General features: G+C 66.4%; 12 protein-coding genes and 1 other RNA gene. 4 read left to right on the top strand and 9 right to left on the bottom strand.

Annotated elements, in window-relative coordinates:
- The 6 genes from RMO95_RS02640 to RMO95_RS02615 form a co-directional block, all read right to left on the bottom strand.
- The coding region (locus RMO95_RS02640) for a 4Fe-4S binding protein (RefSeq protein ID WP_310449039.1) at positions 1–88 on the bottom strand (88 nt) is incomplete at its 3' end.
- Between the two features lie 116 nt (positions 89–204).
- Positions 205–1,059, bottom strand: coding sequence for an alpha/beta hydrolase (locus tag RMO95_RS02635; RefSeq protein WP_310449036.1), 855 nt, complete (start codon positions 1,057–1,059; stop codon positions 205–207).
- 85 nt (positions 1,060–1,144) lie between these two features.
- Positions 1,145–2,128 (bottom strand): serine/threonine protein kinase, encoded by a 984-nt coding sequence (locus tag RMO95_RS02630; RefSeq protein WP_310449035.1) that lies wholly within the window; start codon positions 2,126–2,128, stop codon positions 1,145–1,147.
- A 36-nt stretch (positions 2,129–2,164) separates the two neighbouring features.
- Entirely contained in the window at positions 2,165–4,609 is a 2,445-nt protein-coding gene (locus tag RMO95_RS02625; protein WP_310449034.1) for a DNA internalization-related competence protein ComEC/Rec2, read from the bottom strand.
- 152 nt (positions 4,610–4,761) lie between these two features.
- Positions 4,762–4,838, bottom strand: a non-coding RNA gene (locus RMO95_RS02620) — sX9 sRNA.
- A 62-nt stretch (positions 4,839–4,900) separates the two neighbouring features.
- Positions 4,901–5,491: a CBS domain-containing protein gene (locus RMO95_RS02615; RefSeq protein WP_310449033.1), complete on the bottom strand. Its 591-nt coding sequence runs from the start codon at positions 5,489–5,491 to the stop codon at positions 4,901–4,903.
- 263 nt (positions 5,492–5,754) lie between these two features.
- Between RMO95_RS02615 and RMO95_RS02610 the strand changes: the two genes are divergently transcribed.
- Both RMO95_RS02610 and RMO95_RS02605 read left to right on the top strand, forming a co-directional pair.
- Entirely contained in the window at positions 5,755–6,453 is a 699-nt protein-coding gene (locus RMO95_RS02610) for a fumarylacetoacetate hydrolase family protein (protein ID WP_310449032.1), read from the top strand.
- A gap of 22 nt (positions 6,454–6,475) precedes the next feature.
- The gene (locus RMO95_RS02605; protein WP_310449031.1) at positions 6,476–7,021 is read left to right on the top strand and encodes a DUF2062 domain-containing protein; all 546 of its coding nucleotides are present in this window, start codon (positions 6,476–6,478) and stop codon (positions 7,019–7,021) included.
- Between the two features lie 180 nt (positions 7,022–7,201).
- Here the strand turns inward: RMO95_RS02605 and lolD are convergent, their stop codons facing one another.
- Both lolD and RMO95_RS02595 read right to left on the bottom strand, forming a co-directional pair.
- Positions 7,202–7,876, bottom strand: a complete 675-nt coding sequence (gene lolD, locus RMO95_RS02600) for a lipoprotein-releasing ABC transporter ATP-binding protein LolD (protein ID WP_409574919.1) — start codon at positions 7,874–7,876, stop codon at positions 7,202–7,204.
- Positions 7,877–7,895: 19 nt separating this feature from the next.
- On the bottom strand, positions 7,896–9,149 hold the full coding sequence (locus RMO95_RS02595; protein WP_310449029.1) for a lipoprotein-releasing ABC transporter permease subunit: 1,254 nt from the start codon (positions 9,147–9,149) through the stop codon (positions 7,896–7,898).
- Between the two features lie 39 nt (positions 9,150–9,188).
- On the opposite strand from RMO95_RS02595, the gene RMO95_RS02590 reads away from it, so the two are divergent.
- Both RMO95_RS02590 and recJ read left to right on the top strand, forming a co-directional pair.
- A complete protein-coding gene (locus tag RMO95_RS02590) occupies positions 9,189–10,202 on the top strand; it encodes a hypothetical protein (RefSeq protein WP_310449028.1) in 1,014 nt (337 codons plus the stop codon).
- On the top strand, positions 10,199–11,911 hold the full coding sequence (recJ, locus tag RMO95_RS02585; protein ID WP_310449027.1) for a single-stranded-DNA-specific exonuclease RecJ: 1,713 nt from the start codon (positions 10,199–10,201) through the stop codon (positions 11,909–11,911). The genes RMO95_RS02590 and recJ overlap by 4 nt, the downstream gene beginning before the upstream one ends.
- Position 11,912: 1 nt before the next feature.
- On the opposite strand, the gene RMO95_RS02580 is transcribed toward recJ, so the two are convergent.
- A complete protein-coding gene (locus tag RMO95_RS02580; protein ID WP_310449026.1) occupies positions 11,913–14,993 on the bottom strand; it encodes an EAL domain-containing protein in 3,081 nt (1,026 codons plus the stop codon).
- Positions 14,994–15,203 lie beyond the last annotated feature (210 nt).

The raw sequence follows: 15,203 nt of genomic DNA, 5'->3' as shown, positions 1-15,203 counted from the left end.
AGACTCCGTAGTTGTCATAGGAACAGGCCATCTCGCACTGCAGACAGCCGGTGCACTTATTGGGGTCGATATGCAACGATTTTTGCATGATGCCTCCTCTTATTTGTTCGCCGGGATATGCGAAAACGCTCCTATTCTAGGCCTGATAAAAATCTGTTATGGGAACTTTCGATGCTGCATTGCGACATCGAAAAAACCTGTTCCTCAACCGAGCAAAAACTCGCGCACCGGCGCCACTTGCGCGGCACTCATCAGCATCGGCGCATGGCCGACGCCGGGCACTTCGACCAGCCCAGCGCGGGGTCCGCGCTGGCTCATTTGCAACGCCGTATCGTGAGTCAGCAAGTCGGATGTTTCGCCGCGCAGCAGCAGCGTCGGACAGGCAATGCCATCGTAGAGCGGCCACATTTCGGCATCCTTGCCGTCGCTGGCTGCCTGCATTTCGCGAAACGGCTGGGCGATGCCGGGATCGTAGGCGAACTCGATCTTGCCGTCGCTGGCCGTGCGCGTCACATGCACCGTCAGGTGTCGCCATTGCTCATCGGAAAAGCTGCCGAAGGTGGCCGAGACGAAGCGCACGAAGGTCTCGGCTTGCTCGATGCTGTCGAAGCGCGGCGCGGCGCCGAGATAGGTGCCGATGCGCTCCAGCGACGTCGCCGTGATCACCGGCCCGACGTCGTTCAGCACCAGCCGCGCAATCGGGGTTTCCGGCTGGCAAGCCAGCGCCATGCCGATCAGGCCGCCCATCGAGGTGCCGACCCAATGCACCGTTTCCACGTCCAGCCTGGCCAGCAACGTCGTCATGTCGGCGCAGTACTGCGGCAGCGTGTACAGCGATTTGTTGCGCAGCCAGTCGCTGCGCCCGCGCCCCACCACGTCGGGACAAACCACCCGGTAGTCGTCCGCCAGCGCCTGCGCCAGGAAATCGAAGTCGCGCGAAGATCGCGTCAGGCCATGCACGCAGACCAGCACTTTCGGATTCGCCGCATCGCCCCATTCCACATAGGCCATGTGATGAAAACCGGCGGCACTCAGACACTTCACTTTTCCTTCACGCATTTCCATACTTCCTCTTCAAAATATGCGGGCAATGCCCGCCATTCTTTGTCGCCCCCTTCCCCGGGAAGGGGGTCGGGAGGATGGCTCACCGTGGCACCAGCGACGGCTCGTGCATTATTGCAATCTGCTCGCGCAGTTCGAGTATCCGCTCTTCCCAATAGCGATTCGTGGCAAACCACGGAAACGCCGCGGGAAAGGCCGGATCGTTCCAGCGCCGCGCCAGCCAGGCCGAATGATGAATCAGACGCAGCGTACGCAGGGCTTCGACCAGTTGCAGTTCATGATCGTCGAATTCGCGGAAAGTCTCGTATCCGGCCAGCACATGGCCGAACTGCTGCCCCATTTCTTCGGCATCGCCGGACAGCAGCATCCACAGGTCCTGGATCGCCGGCCCCATGCGGGCGTCGTCGAAATCGACGAAATGCGGGCCGTCACGGGTCCACAGCACGTTGCCGGCATGGCAGTCGCCATGCAGGCGAATGTGGTCGACCTTGCCGGCGCGCGCATAGCAATGCCGCACACCCTCCAGCGCCTGTTCGGCCACGCCGCGCCAGACAGGCTCGAGTTCCGGCGGAATCACCCGGTTGGCCAGCAGCCAGTCGCGCGGCTCGATGCCGAAGCTCTGGAGGTTCAGCGTCTCCCGCTGCGCGAAGGGCGTGCGCGCGCCCACGATATGGATGCGCGCCATCAGACGGCCCATCCATTCCAGTATCTGCGGCTCAGCGAATTCCGGCGCGCGTCCGCCCTGTTTCGGGAATACCGAAAAGCGGAATCCGCCGTGGGTGAACAGCGTCCTGCCATCGATCACCAGAGGCGTCACCACCGGCAGTTCGTCGGCCACCATGGCCGCCGTGAAGGCATGTTCCTCGGCGATCTGCGCGTCGCTCCAGCGTCCCGGCCGATAGAACTTGGCGACCACCGGCGCGCTGTCTTCGATGCCGATCTGCCAGACCCGGTTTTCGTAGCTGTTGAGCGCCATCAGGGCGCCGTCGCAGCGATAGCCGACGCTTTCCAGCGCGTCGAGAATGCGCGCGGGGGTCAGGCCGGCAAAGGGAATACTGTGAGTCATGGCGGGCGCCGTAAAATTTCCGACCTCAATTATCGCCTACCGGGCGTGCCAGTAGCGCCTTCGCTCGGCACGTTCGTGGCGGAAACCGATGCCCGCCGCATCCAGGTCGATCCTGACGGCACCGTCCGCATCCGTCCGATGCAGACGGGCGCCGCTTTGCAGGTAGCGTGCCACCACGTCTTCGCGCGGATGGCCGAAGCGATTGCGGTAGCCGACCGGGAAGACCACGTCGCGCGCCGCCACCGCGGCCATGAACTCGGGCGTCGATGAGGTCTTGCTGCCGTGATGCGGGACCGTCATCACGGCAGCCGTCAGTTGCGCCGGATGCTGCCGGAGCAGCGCGCGTTCCGACACCGCCTCGATGTCGGAAGTCAGCAGCATCGATTGCCCGGCGGCCGTCACGCGCAGCACGCAACTCAAGTCGTTGGTCTTGCGCGAAAGCGCCTCGGCACCGGGATGCAGCATCTCGAAACGTACACCGTCCCAGCTCCACGCATCGCCGTTGCGGCACGATTCATGCGGCACCGGCTGCGCCGACAGCGCATGTTCGAAGGGCAGCGAGGTTTTCAGGATCGCCACCGGCAGCGCCGCCAGCACCGAGGCCGCACCGCCCTCGTGGTCCTTGTCGGCATGGCTGACCACCAGCGCATCCAGTCCACGTACGCCCATCGCCCGCAGGTAGGGCGCGATGATGCGGTTGCCGCTGTCGGCATCCGCCGAAAATGCCGGCCCGGCATCGAACAGCAGATCGTGGCCGGTGGTCTGGACATGGATCGCCAGTCCCTGACCGACGTCGAGTACATTTATCGTTGCGGCACCCGCCGCCGGGCGCGGCGGCAGCACCGTCAGCAGCGGCAGGAAGGCCAGCAGCCCCAGCCAGCGCGCCGGGAAGCCGCGCGGCAGCAAGAGCCAGATGCCGCCGCCCAGTGCCAGCAGCACCGACCACACTGGCGGCGCGGCCTGCTGCCACATCGCCAGCGGCAGGCCGGCGAGCCAGTCGATGAAGACCATCAGCCAGGCCGTCAGGAAATGCGCCAGCAACAACAGCGGATCGAGCAGCGGCAGGCTGCCGAGCAAGGCCAGCGGCGCGACGACGAAGCTGACCAGCGGGATCGCCACGGCATTGGCCAGCGGCGAGACCAGCGAGAACTGCTGGAACAGGGCCAGCAGGGCCGGCAGCATGCCCAGGGTCACGGCCCACTGCGCACGCCCCCACTCGATCAGCCAATGCGCGGGCCCCAGCCGCCCGCTGCCGATATGGAACAGCAACGCCACCGCGCCGAAGGAAAGCCAGAAGCCGGCGGCCAGCACCGCCCAGGGATCGAGCAACAGGACCAGCAGCAGTGCCAACGCCAGCACGCGGGAGCCGGCGATCTCGCGCGTCGTCAGGCGCGCCAGGGCCACCACGCCGAGCATGTACAGCGTGCGCTGCGCCGGCACGGCGAAGCCGGCCAGCAGGCAATACAGCAGGGCCGCCAGGAAACCGCCGACGGTCGCCGCCTGCTGCGCCGGAATGCGCAGCGGCAGGCGTGCCGAGCGCCGCCACAGCCAGTTGACCAACGCATAAGCCAGCCCCGCCAGCATGGTCACGTGCAGGCCCGATATGCTCATCAGGTGGGTGATGCCGGTGCGGGCGAAGGTCTGCCAAAGGCTGGGGTCGATCGCATGCTGGTCGCCGATGGCCAGCGCGATCAATATGCCGGCATACGGCGCACTTGTCACGTCTGGCATCACGGCGTGGAAGCGGTCGCGTACCGCTTCGCGCAGCATTTCCACCGCGTAGCCCGGCCGCCACACCCGGGCATCGATGCGTTCGGCGCTCTGCGGGCGCACGTAGCCGGTGGCGCGGATGCCGCGTTCGAACAGCCAGGCTTCGTAGTCGAAGCCATGCGGATTGAGATTGCCGTGCGGACGCTTCAGTCGCACCGTGAAGCGCCAGCGCTCGCCGGCGCGCACGGGAATCAGCGGCGAGGCTTCATCGTCGGCCTCGCCGCGGCTGCGATACCAGGCCAGCGAGATATGCGGCGGCAGCCCCGCCGTGGCCTGTTCGACGTCGAACTCGAAACGCACGCCGCGTTCCAGCGCCTGCGGCAGGTCGGCGACCACGCCGGTCAGCTCGATGTCGCGGCTTTCCAGTGCCGACGGCAACTCGTCGGCCAGCCGCAGATGGGCGAAACCCGCCGCCCAGACGAAACCCAGCGCGATACCGGCGGCAACCCACAGCGCCGACGCAACAAACCGCCGGGTCGGACTCTGTCTGCCGGGAATTTCGCTCGCCCGCCGCGAAGCGGAATCCCGGGTGTGTTGAGACCGCGGGCCGGCAAGCGCCAACTCTTGCAGCCTGCTGCGCAGCGCCAAGCCCAGCAAGGCGCACACCGCTGCACCTGCAGCGGTAGCAACCAGCCAGCTTGCGGCAGGCAGCACCGCCTGCTGTTGCAACAGCCAAATTCCGCCGGCGAAGGCTATGACAAAAAGGCGCATGGCCGGCATTATGTCCCCGGCTACTGCCGGAGACGGTATCCCCTTGTGGGATTTGTCCCCACCTTCTGCCGGGGACTGTATCCCCTTGCGGGATAGACCATGCGCCCGAACCCGTCCCGTGGAACGGGTCGGAAGTGCCTGCGCTCAGAGCTTGTTAAGAAATCGTAGCGAGCGAGCCGCAGCGGGGTGCGGCCGGAGCGCAGCTACCGGAATGTACGCGTTTGTACATGAGGATAGCGAGCACCGCCCAAGCCCCGATCCGGCTCGCGCAGTAGATTTATTCACAAGCTCTCAGGTCTTCAGGGCGAGACTGATCTCGGCGAAGGTCTGGGCGATCTCGATGGTCTCCACCGGTTCGCCGAGCTGGCGCGCGAGCTGGGAACAGGAAAACAGTCCGCGCAGCACCTGGTTGCCGGCCGCGTCCTCGTCCACCACCGCCGCATGCTGGCGCCCCTTGGACTTGAGCGTCGCCACGACATGGCCGACGTGCGCGTGCATCACGTCGTCCATGCTGATCACTTCGAGCCTGTCCTCCGGGGTCATGATGTCGCGCACCAGCGCATCGGCGCGGGAAATGCCGCGGGCGTTGATGCATTGCAAGGTCTTCTCGCCCAGCAGGTCGTTCGAGGTGATGATGCCGAGAACATGATTCTCCTCGCTCATCACCAGCAGCAGATGCACCTTGCGCCGGCGCATGACGCGCGCCGCGGTGTCGACGCTGACGTCGGGGTCGATGGTGAAGGCGGTGACTTTCTGGAAATCGGTCATCACCGTCATCGCGGGATCTTCGAAGCTGACCTTGGGCGGCAGGATCTGGCTGGGGCTATGGATGGTGGTGCGTGGCCGCAAGGGCCGATTGGGCAGGGCGGAATACTTGCGCATCGTGATCCTCCTTTGAATTGTTTCGTCGGGCCAGCCTCTTCGGGCAGGTTTGACGCATTCTTCGCCCGAACCGCGCTTGCCGTCCAAACCAATTTTTTGATAAGGGCATTCAAGCGCATGGAAATTTGCCCGGCCGGCAGCTCCCGGCGCCACGGCATCTATGCAAACGCCATCGATTGGCCAGCGCCGGTTACGGGCAGGCTTGCATCTGCAGTTTGTGACAAACGATGAGCGATAATGGTTCCGACATTTCAGGAGCCGCCATGAGCTACGTCATTCCCCCTGCCCCGATTCCCACCGTGCCGGTCGCCGGCAGCACCGAGACATTTCCGGTGCGGCGCATCTACTGCGTCGGCCGCAACTACGCCGCGCATGCGCGCGAGATGGGTTCCGACCCGGACCGCGAGCCGCCCTTCTTCTTTTGCAAGCCGGCCGATGCCGTGGTGCCAGTGGCGCCGGGTGTCACGGTGGACGTCGCCTATCCGCCGCAGACCGCCAACTATCACCACGAAGTCGAACTCGTGGTGGCGATCGGCAAGCGCGGCCGCAACATTTCCAGGGAGGCCGCCGGCGACCACGTCTGGGGTTATGCGGTCGGCTTCGACATGACCCGGCGCGACCTGCAGTTCGCCCTGCGCGACAAGGGCCGGCCCTGGGAACTGGGCAAGGCCTTCGACCAGTCGGCGCCGATCGCGCCCATCGTTCCCGTCAGCCGCTGTGGCCACCCCGGCGCCGGCCGGGTCTGGCTCACGGTCAACGGCAAGACGAAACAGGAGGGCGACCTCGCCGACCTGATCTGGTCGGTGCCGGAAACCATCGCCCATCTTTCGCAATACTTCGAGCTATGCCCCGGCGACCTGATTTTCACCGGCACGCCGGAGGGCGTCGGCCCCGTGGTCAAGGGCGACCTGGTCGCCGGCGGCGTGGCAGGCATCGGCGAACTGTCTATCCGCATCGCCTGAACCGCAAAGACATCCATCACGCATGCGCAAACGCATCCGCAAGATCCTCCCCGATCATGAGTCGGTTCGCGGCAATCGCTGGCTGGCGCCTTTCGAGAACACGCTGCTGCATCCGCGGCTGTGGCACCTCAACCGCCGTTCAGCGGCCGGCGCCGTCGCGGCCGGAATGTTCTGCGGGTTGATTCCGGGACCGTTTCAAATGCTCGGGGCGGCGATCTGCGCGGTGGTGTTTCGCGTCAATCTGCCGCTGGCGATGCTGACCACCTTTTACACCAATCCCTTCACCATCGTGCCGCTCTACATCCTGGCCTTCACCATCGGCAGTTGGGCGCTGCCGGGACCACGACATCACTTCGTCACCCCGCCCGAATATGGCGCCGATGGATTGATGACCTGGACGCACGAATTGATGGCCTGGATGCTCGGCCTCGGCGCGCCATTGGCGCTGGGCCTGGTGCTGCTCGCCCTGGGCCTGGCGCTGGCCAGCTATGGCCTGATTCGGGTGGCCTGGCGGATCTATCTGGTCCGCGCCTGGCATCTGCGGCGCCGGCGGCACCACAGCGCATGATGTGGGGCGGACCGGCCGTGGGGCGGACCGTAGGGCGGACCGTAGGGCGGACTTCAGTCCGCCATCGCAATCTGGCCGACTGAAGTCGGCCCTACAAACGCCATCGCAATTGGCCGGCTGAAGCCGGCCCTACAGCGCCATCCACCCTGGCCGGCTGCAGCCGGCCCCGCGGTGCAACCGTTAAACCAGCACGCCATCCTGAAGATGCAGGACCGTGCCTGCCCGTGCCGCGAGATCCAGGTCGTGGGTCACCAGAATCAGTGCCGCGCCGTGCTCGCGACAGAGTTCCAGCAGCAGGCCGAACACCGAATCGGCCGCGCCGCGATCGAGATTGCCAGTCGGCTCGTCGGCCAGCAGGCAATCCGGTTTCGTCACCAGGGCGCGCGCCACGGCCACGCGCTGGCGCTCGCCGCCCGACAATTCGCCGGGTCGATGGCTCAGGCGATGGCCGAGGCCGACCCGATTCAGCACCGCGCTCGCTTGCTGCTCGGCTTCGGCGCGGTCCATGCGGCGGATCAAAAGCGGCATGGCGACATTTTCCACGGCGGTGAATTCCATCAGCAGATGGTGGAACTGATAGACGAAGCCCAGGCTGCGGTTGCGCAGCCGCCCGCGCTGCGCCTCGCCGACCTGCGCCAGATCGTTGCCGTGCAGCAGAACCGTGCCCGCCGTCGGCGTGTCGAGTCCACCCAGCAGGTGCAGCAAGGTGCTCTTGCCCGATCCGCTGGCGCCGACGATCGCCACCGTATCGCCAGCGCCAACTTTCAGATCGACAGCGGTCAGGACCGGTACCTGCGCCGCGCCCTGGCGAAAAATCTTGCTCAGGCCGTGGCACTCCAGCACGGTCTCCCGCACCTGCCCTACCTTCTCCAGATCACTCATAGCGCAGCGCCTCCGCCGGTTGCGTGCGCGAGGCGCGCCAGCTCGGGTACAGGGTTGCCAGCAACGTGAGGACGAAGGACACCACGCCGATGGTGCCGACGTCCGACCAGTGCAGGTCGGAAGGCAGCTCGCTGATGTAATACACGTCCTTGGCGAGGAACTGCAGCCCCAGCAGGCGTTCCAGCGCCGGCACCACGACGTCGATGTTCAGCGCCAGGGCCACGCCTCCCGCGATGCCGGTGGCCAGACCGACCATGCCGATCAGTGTGCCCTGCACGATGAAAATCGCCATGATGCTCTGCGGGCTCGCGCCCAGCGTGCGCAGGATGGCGATGTCGGCGCGCTTGTCGGTGACGGCCATGACCAGGGTGGACACGATGTTGAAGGCGGCCACGGCGACGATCAGCAGCAGGATCAGGAACATCATGCGTTTTTCGATTTCGACGGCACGGAAAAAATTGGCGTGGCTGCGGGTCCAGTCGCTGACCCAGGCGTCCATGGGGAGGAAACGCAGCAATTCGCGGCCGATCCTCGGCGCGGCGAACAGGTCATCCACCTTGAGCCGCACGCCGCTGACGCGCTCGTCCATGCGATAGAGCTTTTGCGCGTCGCTCATGTGGATCAGGGCCAGGCCCGAATCGAACTCGAACATGCCGGCCTCGAAAATGCCCACCACGCGGAACTGCTTGACCCGCGGCAGGATCGCCGCCGGCGTCACCAGGCCCTGCGGCGCCAGCAGCGTCACCTTGTCGCCGGTGCTGGCGCGCAGCGCGCGCGCCAGTTCGCTGCCGAGCACGATGCCGAATTCGCCCGGCAGCAACTGGGTGAGCTTGCCCGACTTCATGTAGCGGGCGAAATCGGCCACCTTGTCTTCGGCCTCGGGCAGGATGCCGCGCACCATCATGCCGCGCACCTGGCCGTCGAAACTCAGCATGCCCTGGGCCTGCACGTAGGGCGCGGCGGCCTTGACCCGCGGATGCTGCGCGACACCCTGCAGCACCTTGCTCCAGTCGGCCAGCTCGCCGCTGTCGGCGCTGACCTGGATATGGGAAACCACGCCCAGAATCCGCTCGCGCAATTCCTTCTGGAAGCCGTTCATGACCGACAGCACCACGATCAGTGCAGCGACTCCGAGCGCCAGGCCGGCCATGGAAATCAGCGCGATGAAGGAAATGAACCGGTTGGCGGCGCCTTCGCGTGGCTGGGCGCGCGTGTAGCGCAAGCCTATGAGGAGTTCGTAGTTCATTCGATTAGTCGGGTTGGCGCCGCATGTTAACATGCGCCCATGCTGACGCTCATCGTGCCTGGCCTTATCTGGACGCGCCAGGCGCTCGCGGACCTCACCTGTGACCTGCCCCTGCCCGCTTTCACCACCCTGCTCGGGCGCGGCCGCCTGAACCAGCGCCCGGCCCGGGACAGCACCGCCATCCTCGCCGAATCGACCGGCCTCGCTGCCCCGCTGCCGGCTGCCGCCCTGCGCTGGTTGGCGCTGCGCGATCATCCCGGACCCGATGAGCATTGCGACTGGCTGTGCCTCGACCCGGTGCGGCTGAACTTCCATGATCGCAGCCTGATCGTCGATGATCCGCAGCACTTGCGCCTGAGCAGCGACGAGGCGGCCGCGCTCGCCGCCGCGCTGGCGCCGACGCTGGCCGCGCTGGGCCGGATCGAAGTGATCGCGCCGGGACACTGGAACCTGCGCCTGACGGCCGGCGCCCCCCGCTTCCAGCCCCTGCCGGATGCCGCCGGGCGTTCGGCAGCGCCCTTGCCGCCGGACCCGGCCTATGCGCCATGGCGCCAGGCGCTCAACGAGGCGCAGATGATCCTGCATGTCCATCCGGTGAACCAGGCGCGCCAGGCCGCCGGACAACCGGTGGTGAATTCGCTGTGGCCCTGGGGCGGCGGCCGGCTGCCCGAGCTTGCCGCGCCCACCACCACGCATGACGCAATCTGGAGCGACGATCCGGTCGCCCGGGGCATCGCCCGCCTGCTGCAGATCGATGGCGCCGCGCTGCCGGCCGGCTACTCCGCGACCGCGGCGCGCGCACCGCTGGCGCTCATCGATGGCCTCAAACACCCCGCCAGCAGCGGCGATGCGATCGTCTGGCGCGACGAACTGATCCGCTTCGAGGCCGAATGGCTGGTGCCGGCACTGGGCGCCCTGCGCACGGGTCGCCTCGATGCCCTGCGCCTGATTGCCCCCGGCGATCTCGCCGCCGCAGAGTTGCAGGTCGGCCGCCGCGACTTGTGGAAATTCTGGCGCAAGCCGCGCAGCCTGGCCGAATTGGTCCCGCAATGACACAGGCAACCCGCATATCGGTACGCGACATCCCGCCGCGCGCCACCTGGGCGCTCGAACAGGGCGGCGTGCATCCGCTGCTGGCCCGGCTTTACGCCGCGCGCGGCATCCGCAGCCCCGACGAACTCGATACGCGCAGCAGCGCCCTGCTCGCCCCCGACCGGCTCAAGGGTGCGCGCGAGGCCGCGACGCTGCTTGCAGATACGATAGCCGCCGGCCGCAGGATACTGATCGTCGCCGACTACGACTGCGACGGCGCCACCGGCTGCGCGGTCGGCCTGCGCGCGCTGCGCATGATGGGCGCCACGGTCGATTACCTGGTGCCGGACCGCTTTACGCTGGGCTACGGGCTCTCGCCGGAAGTCGCGCAACTGGCGGCGGCAAGGCAACCCGACCTGGTCGTCACGGTCGACAACGGCATCGCGAGCGTCGAGGGCGTGGCCGAATTGAAGCGCCGCGGCATTGCGACGCTGATCACCGATCACCACCTGCCGGGCGCGGAGTTGCCCGACGCCGAGGTGATCGTCAATCCCAACCAGCCCGGCTGCGATTTCCCGAGCAAGGCGCTGGCCGGTGTCGGCGTGATGTTCTACGTGGCGCTGGCCTTGCGCGCCGAACTGCGCCGGCGCGGCGCCTACGCCAACGCGGCGGAACCGAACCTGGCCGGCCTGCTCGACCTGGTTGCGCTGGGCACGGTGGCCGACGTGGTGCCGCTCGACCGCAACAACCGCATCCTCGTCGCCCAGGGTCTGGCGCGCATCCGCGGCGGGCAGATGCAGGCCGGCGTCGCCGCGCTGTTCGCCGTCGCCGGGCGCGAGACGACCCGCGCCGCCACCTTCGATCTCGGCTTCGCGCTCGGCCCGCGCCTCAACGCCGCCGGACGCCTGGCCGACATGTCGCTCGGCATCGAATGCCTGAGCACCGACGACCCCAGCCGCGCGATGAACATCGCGCAGCAGTTGGACGCCATCAACCGCGAGCGGCGCGTGATCGAAGCCGACATGCGAGAAGACGCGGAACTCCTGCTGGCTTCGCTCGACGCCGGCAACCGCGCCAGCCTGACCCTGTTCGACCCGGGCTGGCACCAGGGCGTGATCGGCATCCTGGCCGGCCGCGTCAAGGAAAAGCTGCACCGCCCGACCTTCGCCTTTGCCCGCGGCAATGCCGGAGAACTCAAGGCTTCCGGCCGTTCGATAGCCGGCCTGCATCTGCGCGACGCGCTGGATCGGGTGGCCAAGCGGCATCCGGACCTGCTGCTGCGCTTCGGCGGCCACGCCGCCGCCGCCGGACTGACGCTGAAGGAAGAGCGTCTGGCCGAGTTCGAAGCCGCTTTCGAAACCGTCTGCGCCGAGCTGCTCTCGCCGGCCGAACTGACGCGCACCCTGGAAACCGACGGCCCGCTCGAATCAGGCTATTTCTCCATCGACGCGGTGCGCCTGATGCAACAGGAAGTCTGGGGCCAGGCCTTCCCCGCGCCGGTTTTCGCCGACAGCTTCGAGGTGCTCAATCAGCGCATCCTGAAGGACAAGCACCTCAAGCTCAAGCTGCAGAAGGGCAATCAGCGCTTCGACGCGATCCAGTTCAATTTCGCGGACGGGTTTGCCAACGCTGCGCCAGACCGCATCCGCGCCGCCTTCCGCGTCGATATCAACGAATGGAATGGCACCCAGACCGTGCAACTGATGCTGGAGCACTTCGAGCCCGCCTGATTCAAACCTCCGCCGTGCGTCCCGTAAACAAGGCTGCTGCCGTGCCCGGCATGCCGAACAGATTGCCCTGATAGGCATCGCAGCCCGCCGCGGCGAGGAATTCGAACTGCGCTTCGGTTTCGACCCCCTCGGCGATCACGGCCAGGCCGAGGCTGCGTCCCAGGGCAATGATGGTGCGGGCGATGGCGGCATCGTTGCCGTCGGTCAGCACGTCGCGCACGAATGACCGGTCGATCTTCAGTTGATCCAGCGGCAGGCGTTTGAGATAGGACAGCGACGAATAACCGGTGCCGAAATCGTCGAGCGAGAAGCTGACGCCTGCGGATTTCAGCTCGCTCATCTTGGTCACGATGTCTTCGATGTCATGCAGCAGCAGGCTCTCGGTCACCTCGAGCTTCAGGCGCCGCGGATTGGCGCCGGTCCGCTGCAGCACCGCAAGCACCTGCTCGACAAAGTTGACCTGATGGAACTGGCGGCTGCTGACATTCACCGCCAGCGAGAGATGGGCGGTGCCGCCCTGCCCGGCCCAGGCCACCAGTTGCCGGCAGGCGGTTTCCAGCACCCAGTGGCCCAGCGGCATGATCAGCCGGGTGGCCTCGGCCTGCTGGATGAACTCGGCCGGATAGACCAGGCCGCGCCGCGGATGCTGCCAGCGCACCAGCGCTTCCGCTCCGGTCACGCGCCCCTCCGCATCGACCTGCGGCTGGTAGTGCAGCACGAACTGGCTTTCGTCGAGCGCCCGGCGCAAGTCCGTATCGAGCAGGGCGCGGGCCGAGACCGCCGCCTGCATTTCCGGGTCGAAGAAGCGCAGCGCGTTGCGGCCCGCCTCCTTGGCCTGGTACATGGCCGTGTCGGCACGCTTCATCAGTTCATCGACCGACACCGAATGATCGCGGAACAGCGTGATGCCGATGCTCGACGTGCAGTGGTAGCTGCGCGTGTTGTGTTCGCCTCCGCTGAGGCTCAGGTCCAGCAGGTAGGGTTCGTTGAGCATGGCCTGGATCTTCACCGCCACGCTCTCCGCCTGCATGGCGGCCAGCGCCTCGGCGTCGAGATCCTCGAGAATGATCACGAACTCGTCGCCGCCCAGGCGCGCCACGGTATCGCACTCGCGGATGCTGGATGCCAGGCGCGAGGCGACTTCGACCAGGAACTGGTCGCCGATATCGTGTCCCAGGGTATCGTTGAGGGTCTTGAAATCGTCCAGATCGAACAGCATCAGTGCGCCGTGGCGGCCGTGCCGGGCGCTGCTGGTCAGGGCCTGCCTCAGGCGTTCGAGCATCAGGCGACGATTGGGCAGCCCGGTCAGCGGATCGTAGAAAGCCAGATGCCGGATCTCGTCCTCCGCCGCCTTGCGCAAGGTGATATCCGCAAGGGTGGCGACATAGTGGGTAACCGTACCGCGTGCCCCCTTCACCGCCGTGATATTGATCCAGCCTGGATAGATTTCACCGCTCTTGCGGCGGTTCCATATTTCACCGCGCCAGGTGCCGTGTTGTTCGAGACCTTCCCACATCGCGGCGAAAAAAGCCGCATCGTGCCGTCCCGAGTGCAGCAGGCGCGGCGTCTTGCCGACGGCATCCTCGCTCGAATAGCCGGTGATCTCGGTGAAGGCGCGATTGACGCGCAGGATCACCGTCGCTTCATCGGTAATGATCACGCCTTCCTGGGACTCGAAGGTGATCGCGGCAACGCGCAGATCGGCCTCGGCGCACTTGCGCTCGGTGATATCGATGAAGCTGCCGCGGATCAGCCGATGGCCGACCGCCGGCAGCCGGACCAGCCGGATTTCGCAACGCACCAGTTGTCCCTGGCCATTGCGGATGGTACGGTCGAAGACCACCTGGTCGCCGGCCATCGCCCGATCGAGCATTTCCTGGACAATTTGTGCCGCAGTCTTCCCGTCGTGCAGGCCCGGTGCATAGAATCTTTCCACGCCTGCGGCCTGCAGTTCCTCGCGGCTGCAGCCAAAGAGTTTCTCGGCCTGCGCGTTGGCGTCCACGAAGTGGCCCAGGTCGACGTCGTACACCACGATGGCGTCGGGCGCCTGCTCCACCAGGATGCGGAAGCGGTCTTCGCTCTCGCGCAGCGAGCGGGTCATGTCGCGCGCCAGGCTCAGCGCGCGATCGCGGGTGGTGGCCAGCGACCAGGCGATGGTGAACAGCAGCAGGCTGGTCAGCACGCCGCCCGCCAATACCTGCGTCGAGCGCGTCATGTAGCCCAGTCCTTCGAGTTCCGGCTGGCTCGCGTAACTCAGTGTCCAGGGCCGGCCGCCGACGACCAGGGTTTCGTTGTGCACGAACTTTGCCGACGCCGCACGATCAGCCGTGCCGCTGCGGTAGAAAAGGTTTTCCGGACTCGGTTCGGCGCCGTCGTGGATGCTCAGCGCAACCGCGCGGGGATTGCGCTGCAGCAGTTCGGCCATCAGTTGCGGCATGCGAAACGGACTCAGCACATAACCGTAAACCTCGGCGCCCGATTTCGACATCACCGGCATGTACATGATGAAGGCCGGCACCGGCTTGGTCTGCTCGTCGATTTTCAGCGTGAGCCTGCCCGTGATCATCGGCTCGCCGGCATCGCTGGCGCGCTGCATGGTTTCCCGCCGCCCGGCATCCTGCCACATGTCATAGCCGAGCGCCGGGTGGTTGTGCCCGTCGTCGGGTTCCGTATATACATTCACTACATAGCGCTCGCGGCTCCCCGGCGGGCGCACGGCAAAATCGGCCAGACCGCTGCGGCGCATCTCGCCGACCAGCGCCGGCAGTTCGGCGGCATCGACCGAGCGCGCGAAGGCCAGAGCCTGAATTGCCGGATAGTCGCGCTCCACCTTGAGCCCGCCGACAAAGGCGCGCCAATCCTTGCGCGTCACGGCATTGCTGGCGCCGAACAGCGCAGCAGCGGCGCGCAGAGTCTGCGTGTAACCGGTGATGCTCGCCTTGAGGTCGGCCCGCAGCTGGCTGACCTCGGCCTCGAACTCGCGGCGCTGCTGGACTTCAAGGTCCTGCTCGGCATAGCGCCAGGCCAGCAGCGTCAGTCCCAGCGAACAGGCAAGTGCGACCCAGGCGGGCCAGAGGCCCACCCGGGAGCGCGGCGATCCCGTGCTTGTATCTAACAGCTGATCTCGCGGCATTGTCGGTGGCTTGCGGGAGAGGGGCAAAGCGGATATTACACCGGCACTTCCAATGGCATGGCAGGCAACGCGGGCAACAGCAATGGAATGGATTGGCCGCCTGCATTAGCCGGCTACTACCCGCACCCGCGCCGCTGCTGAAACAATGCGCAAACGGGC

Origin of the sequence: Sulfuritalea sp. (assembly GCF_031426875.1) — a bacterium.
Taxonomy (GTDB): Bacteria; Pseudomonadota; Gammaproteobacteria; order Burkholderiales; family Rhodocyclaceae; genus Sulfuritalea.
This window is presented reverse-complemented; position numbering and strand designations above follow the sequence as displayed.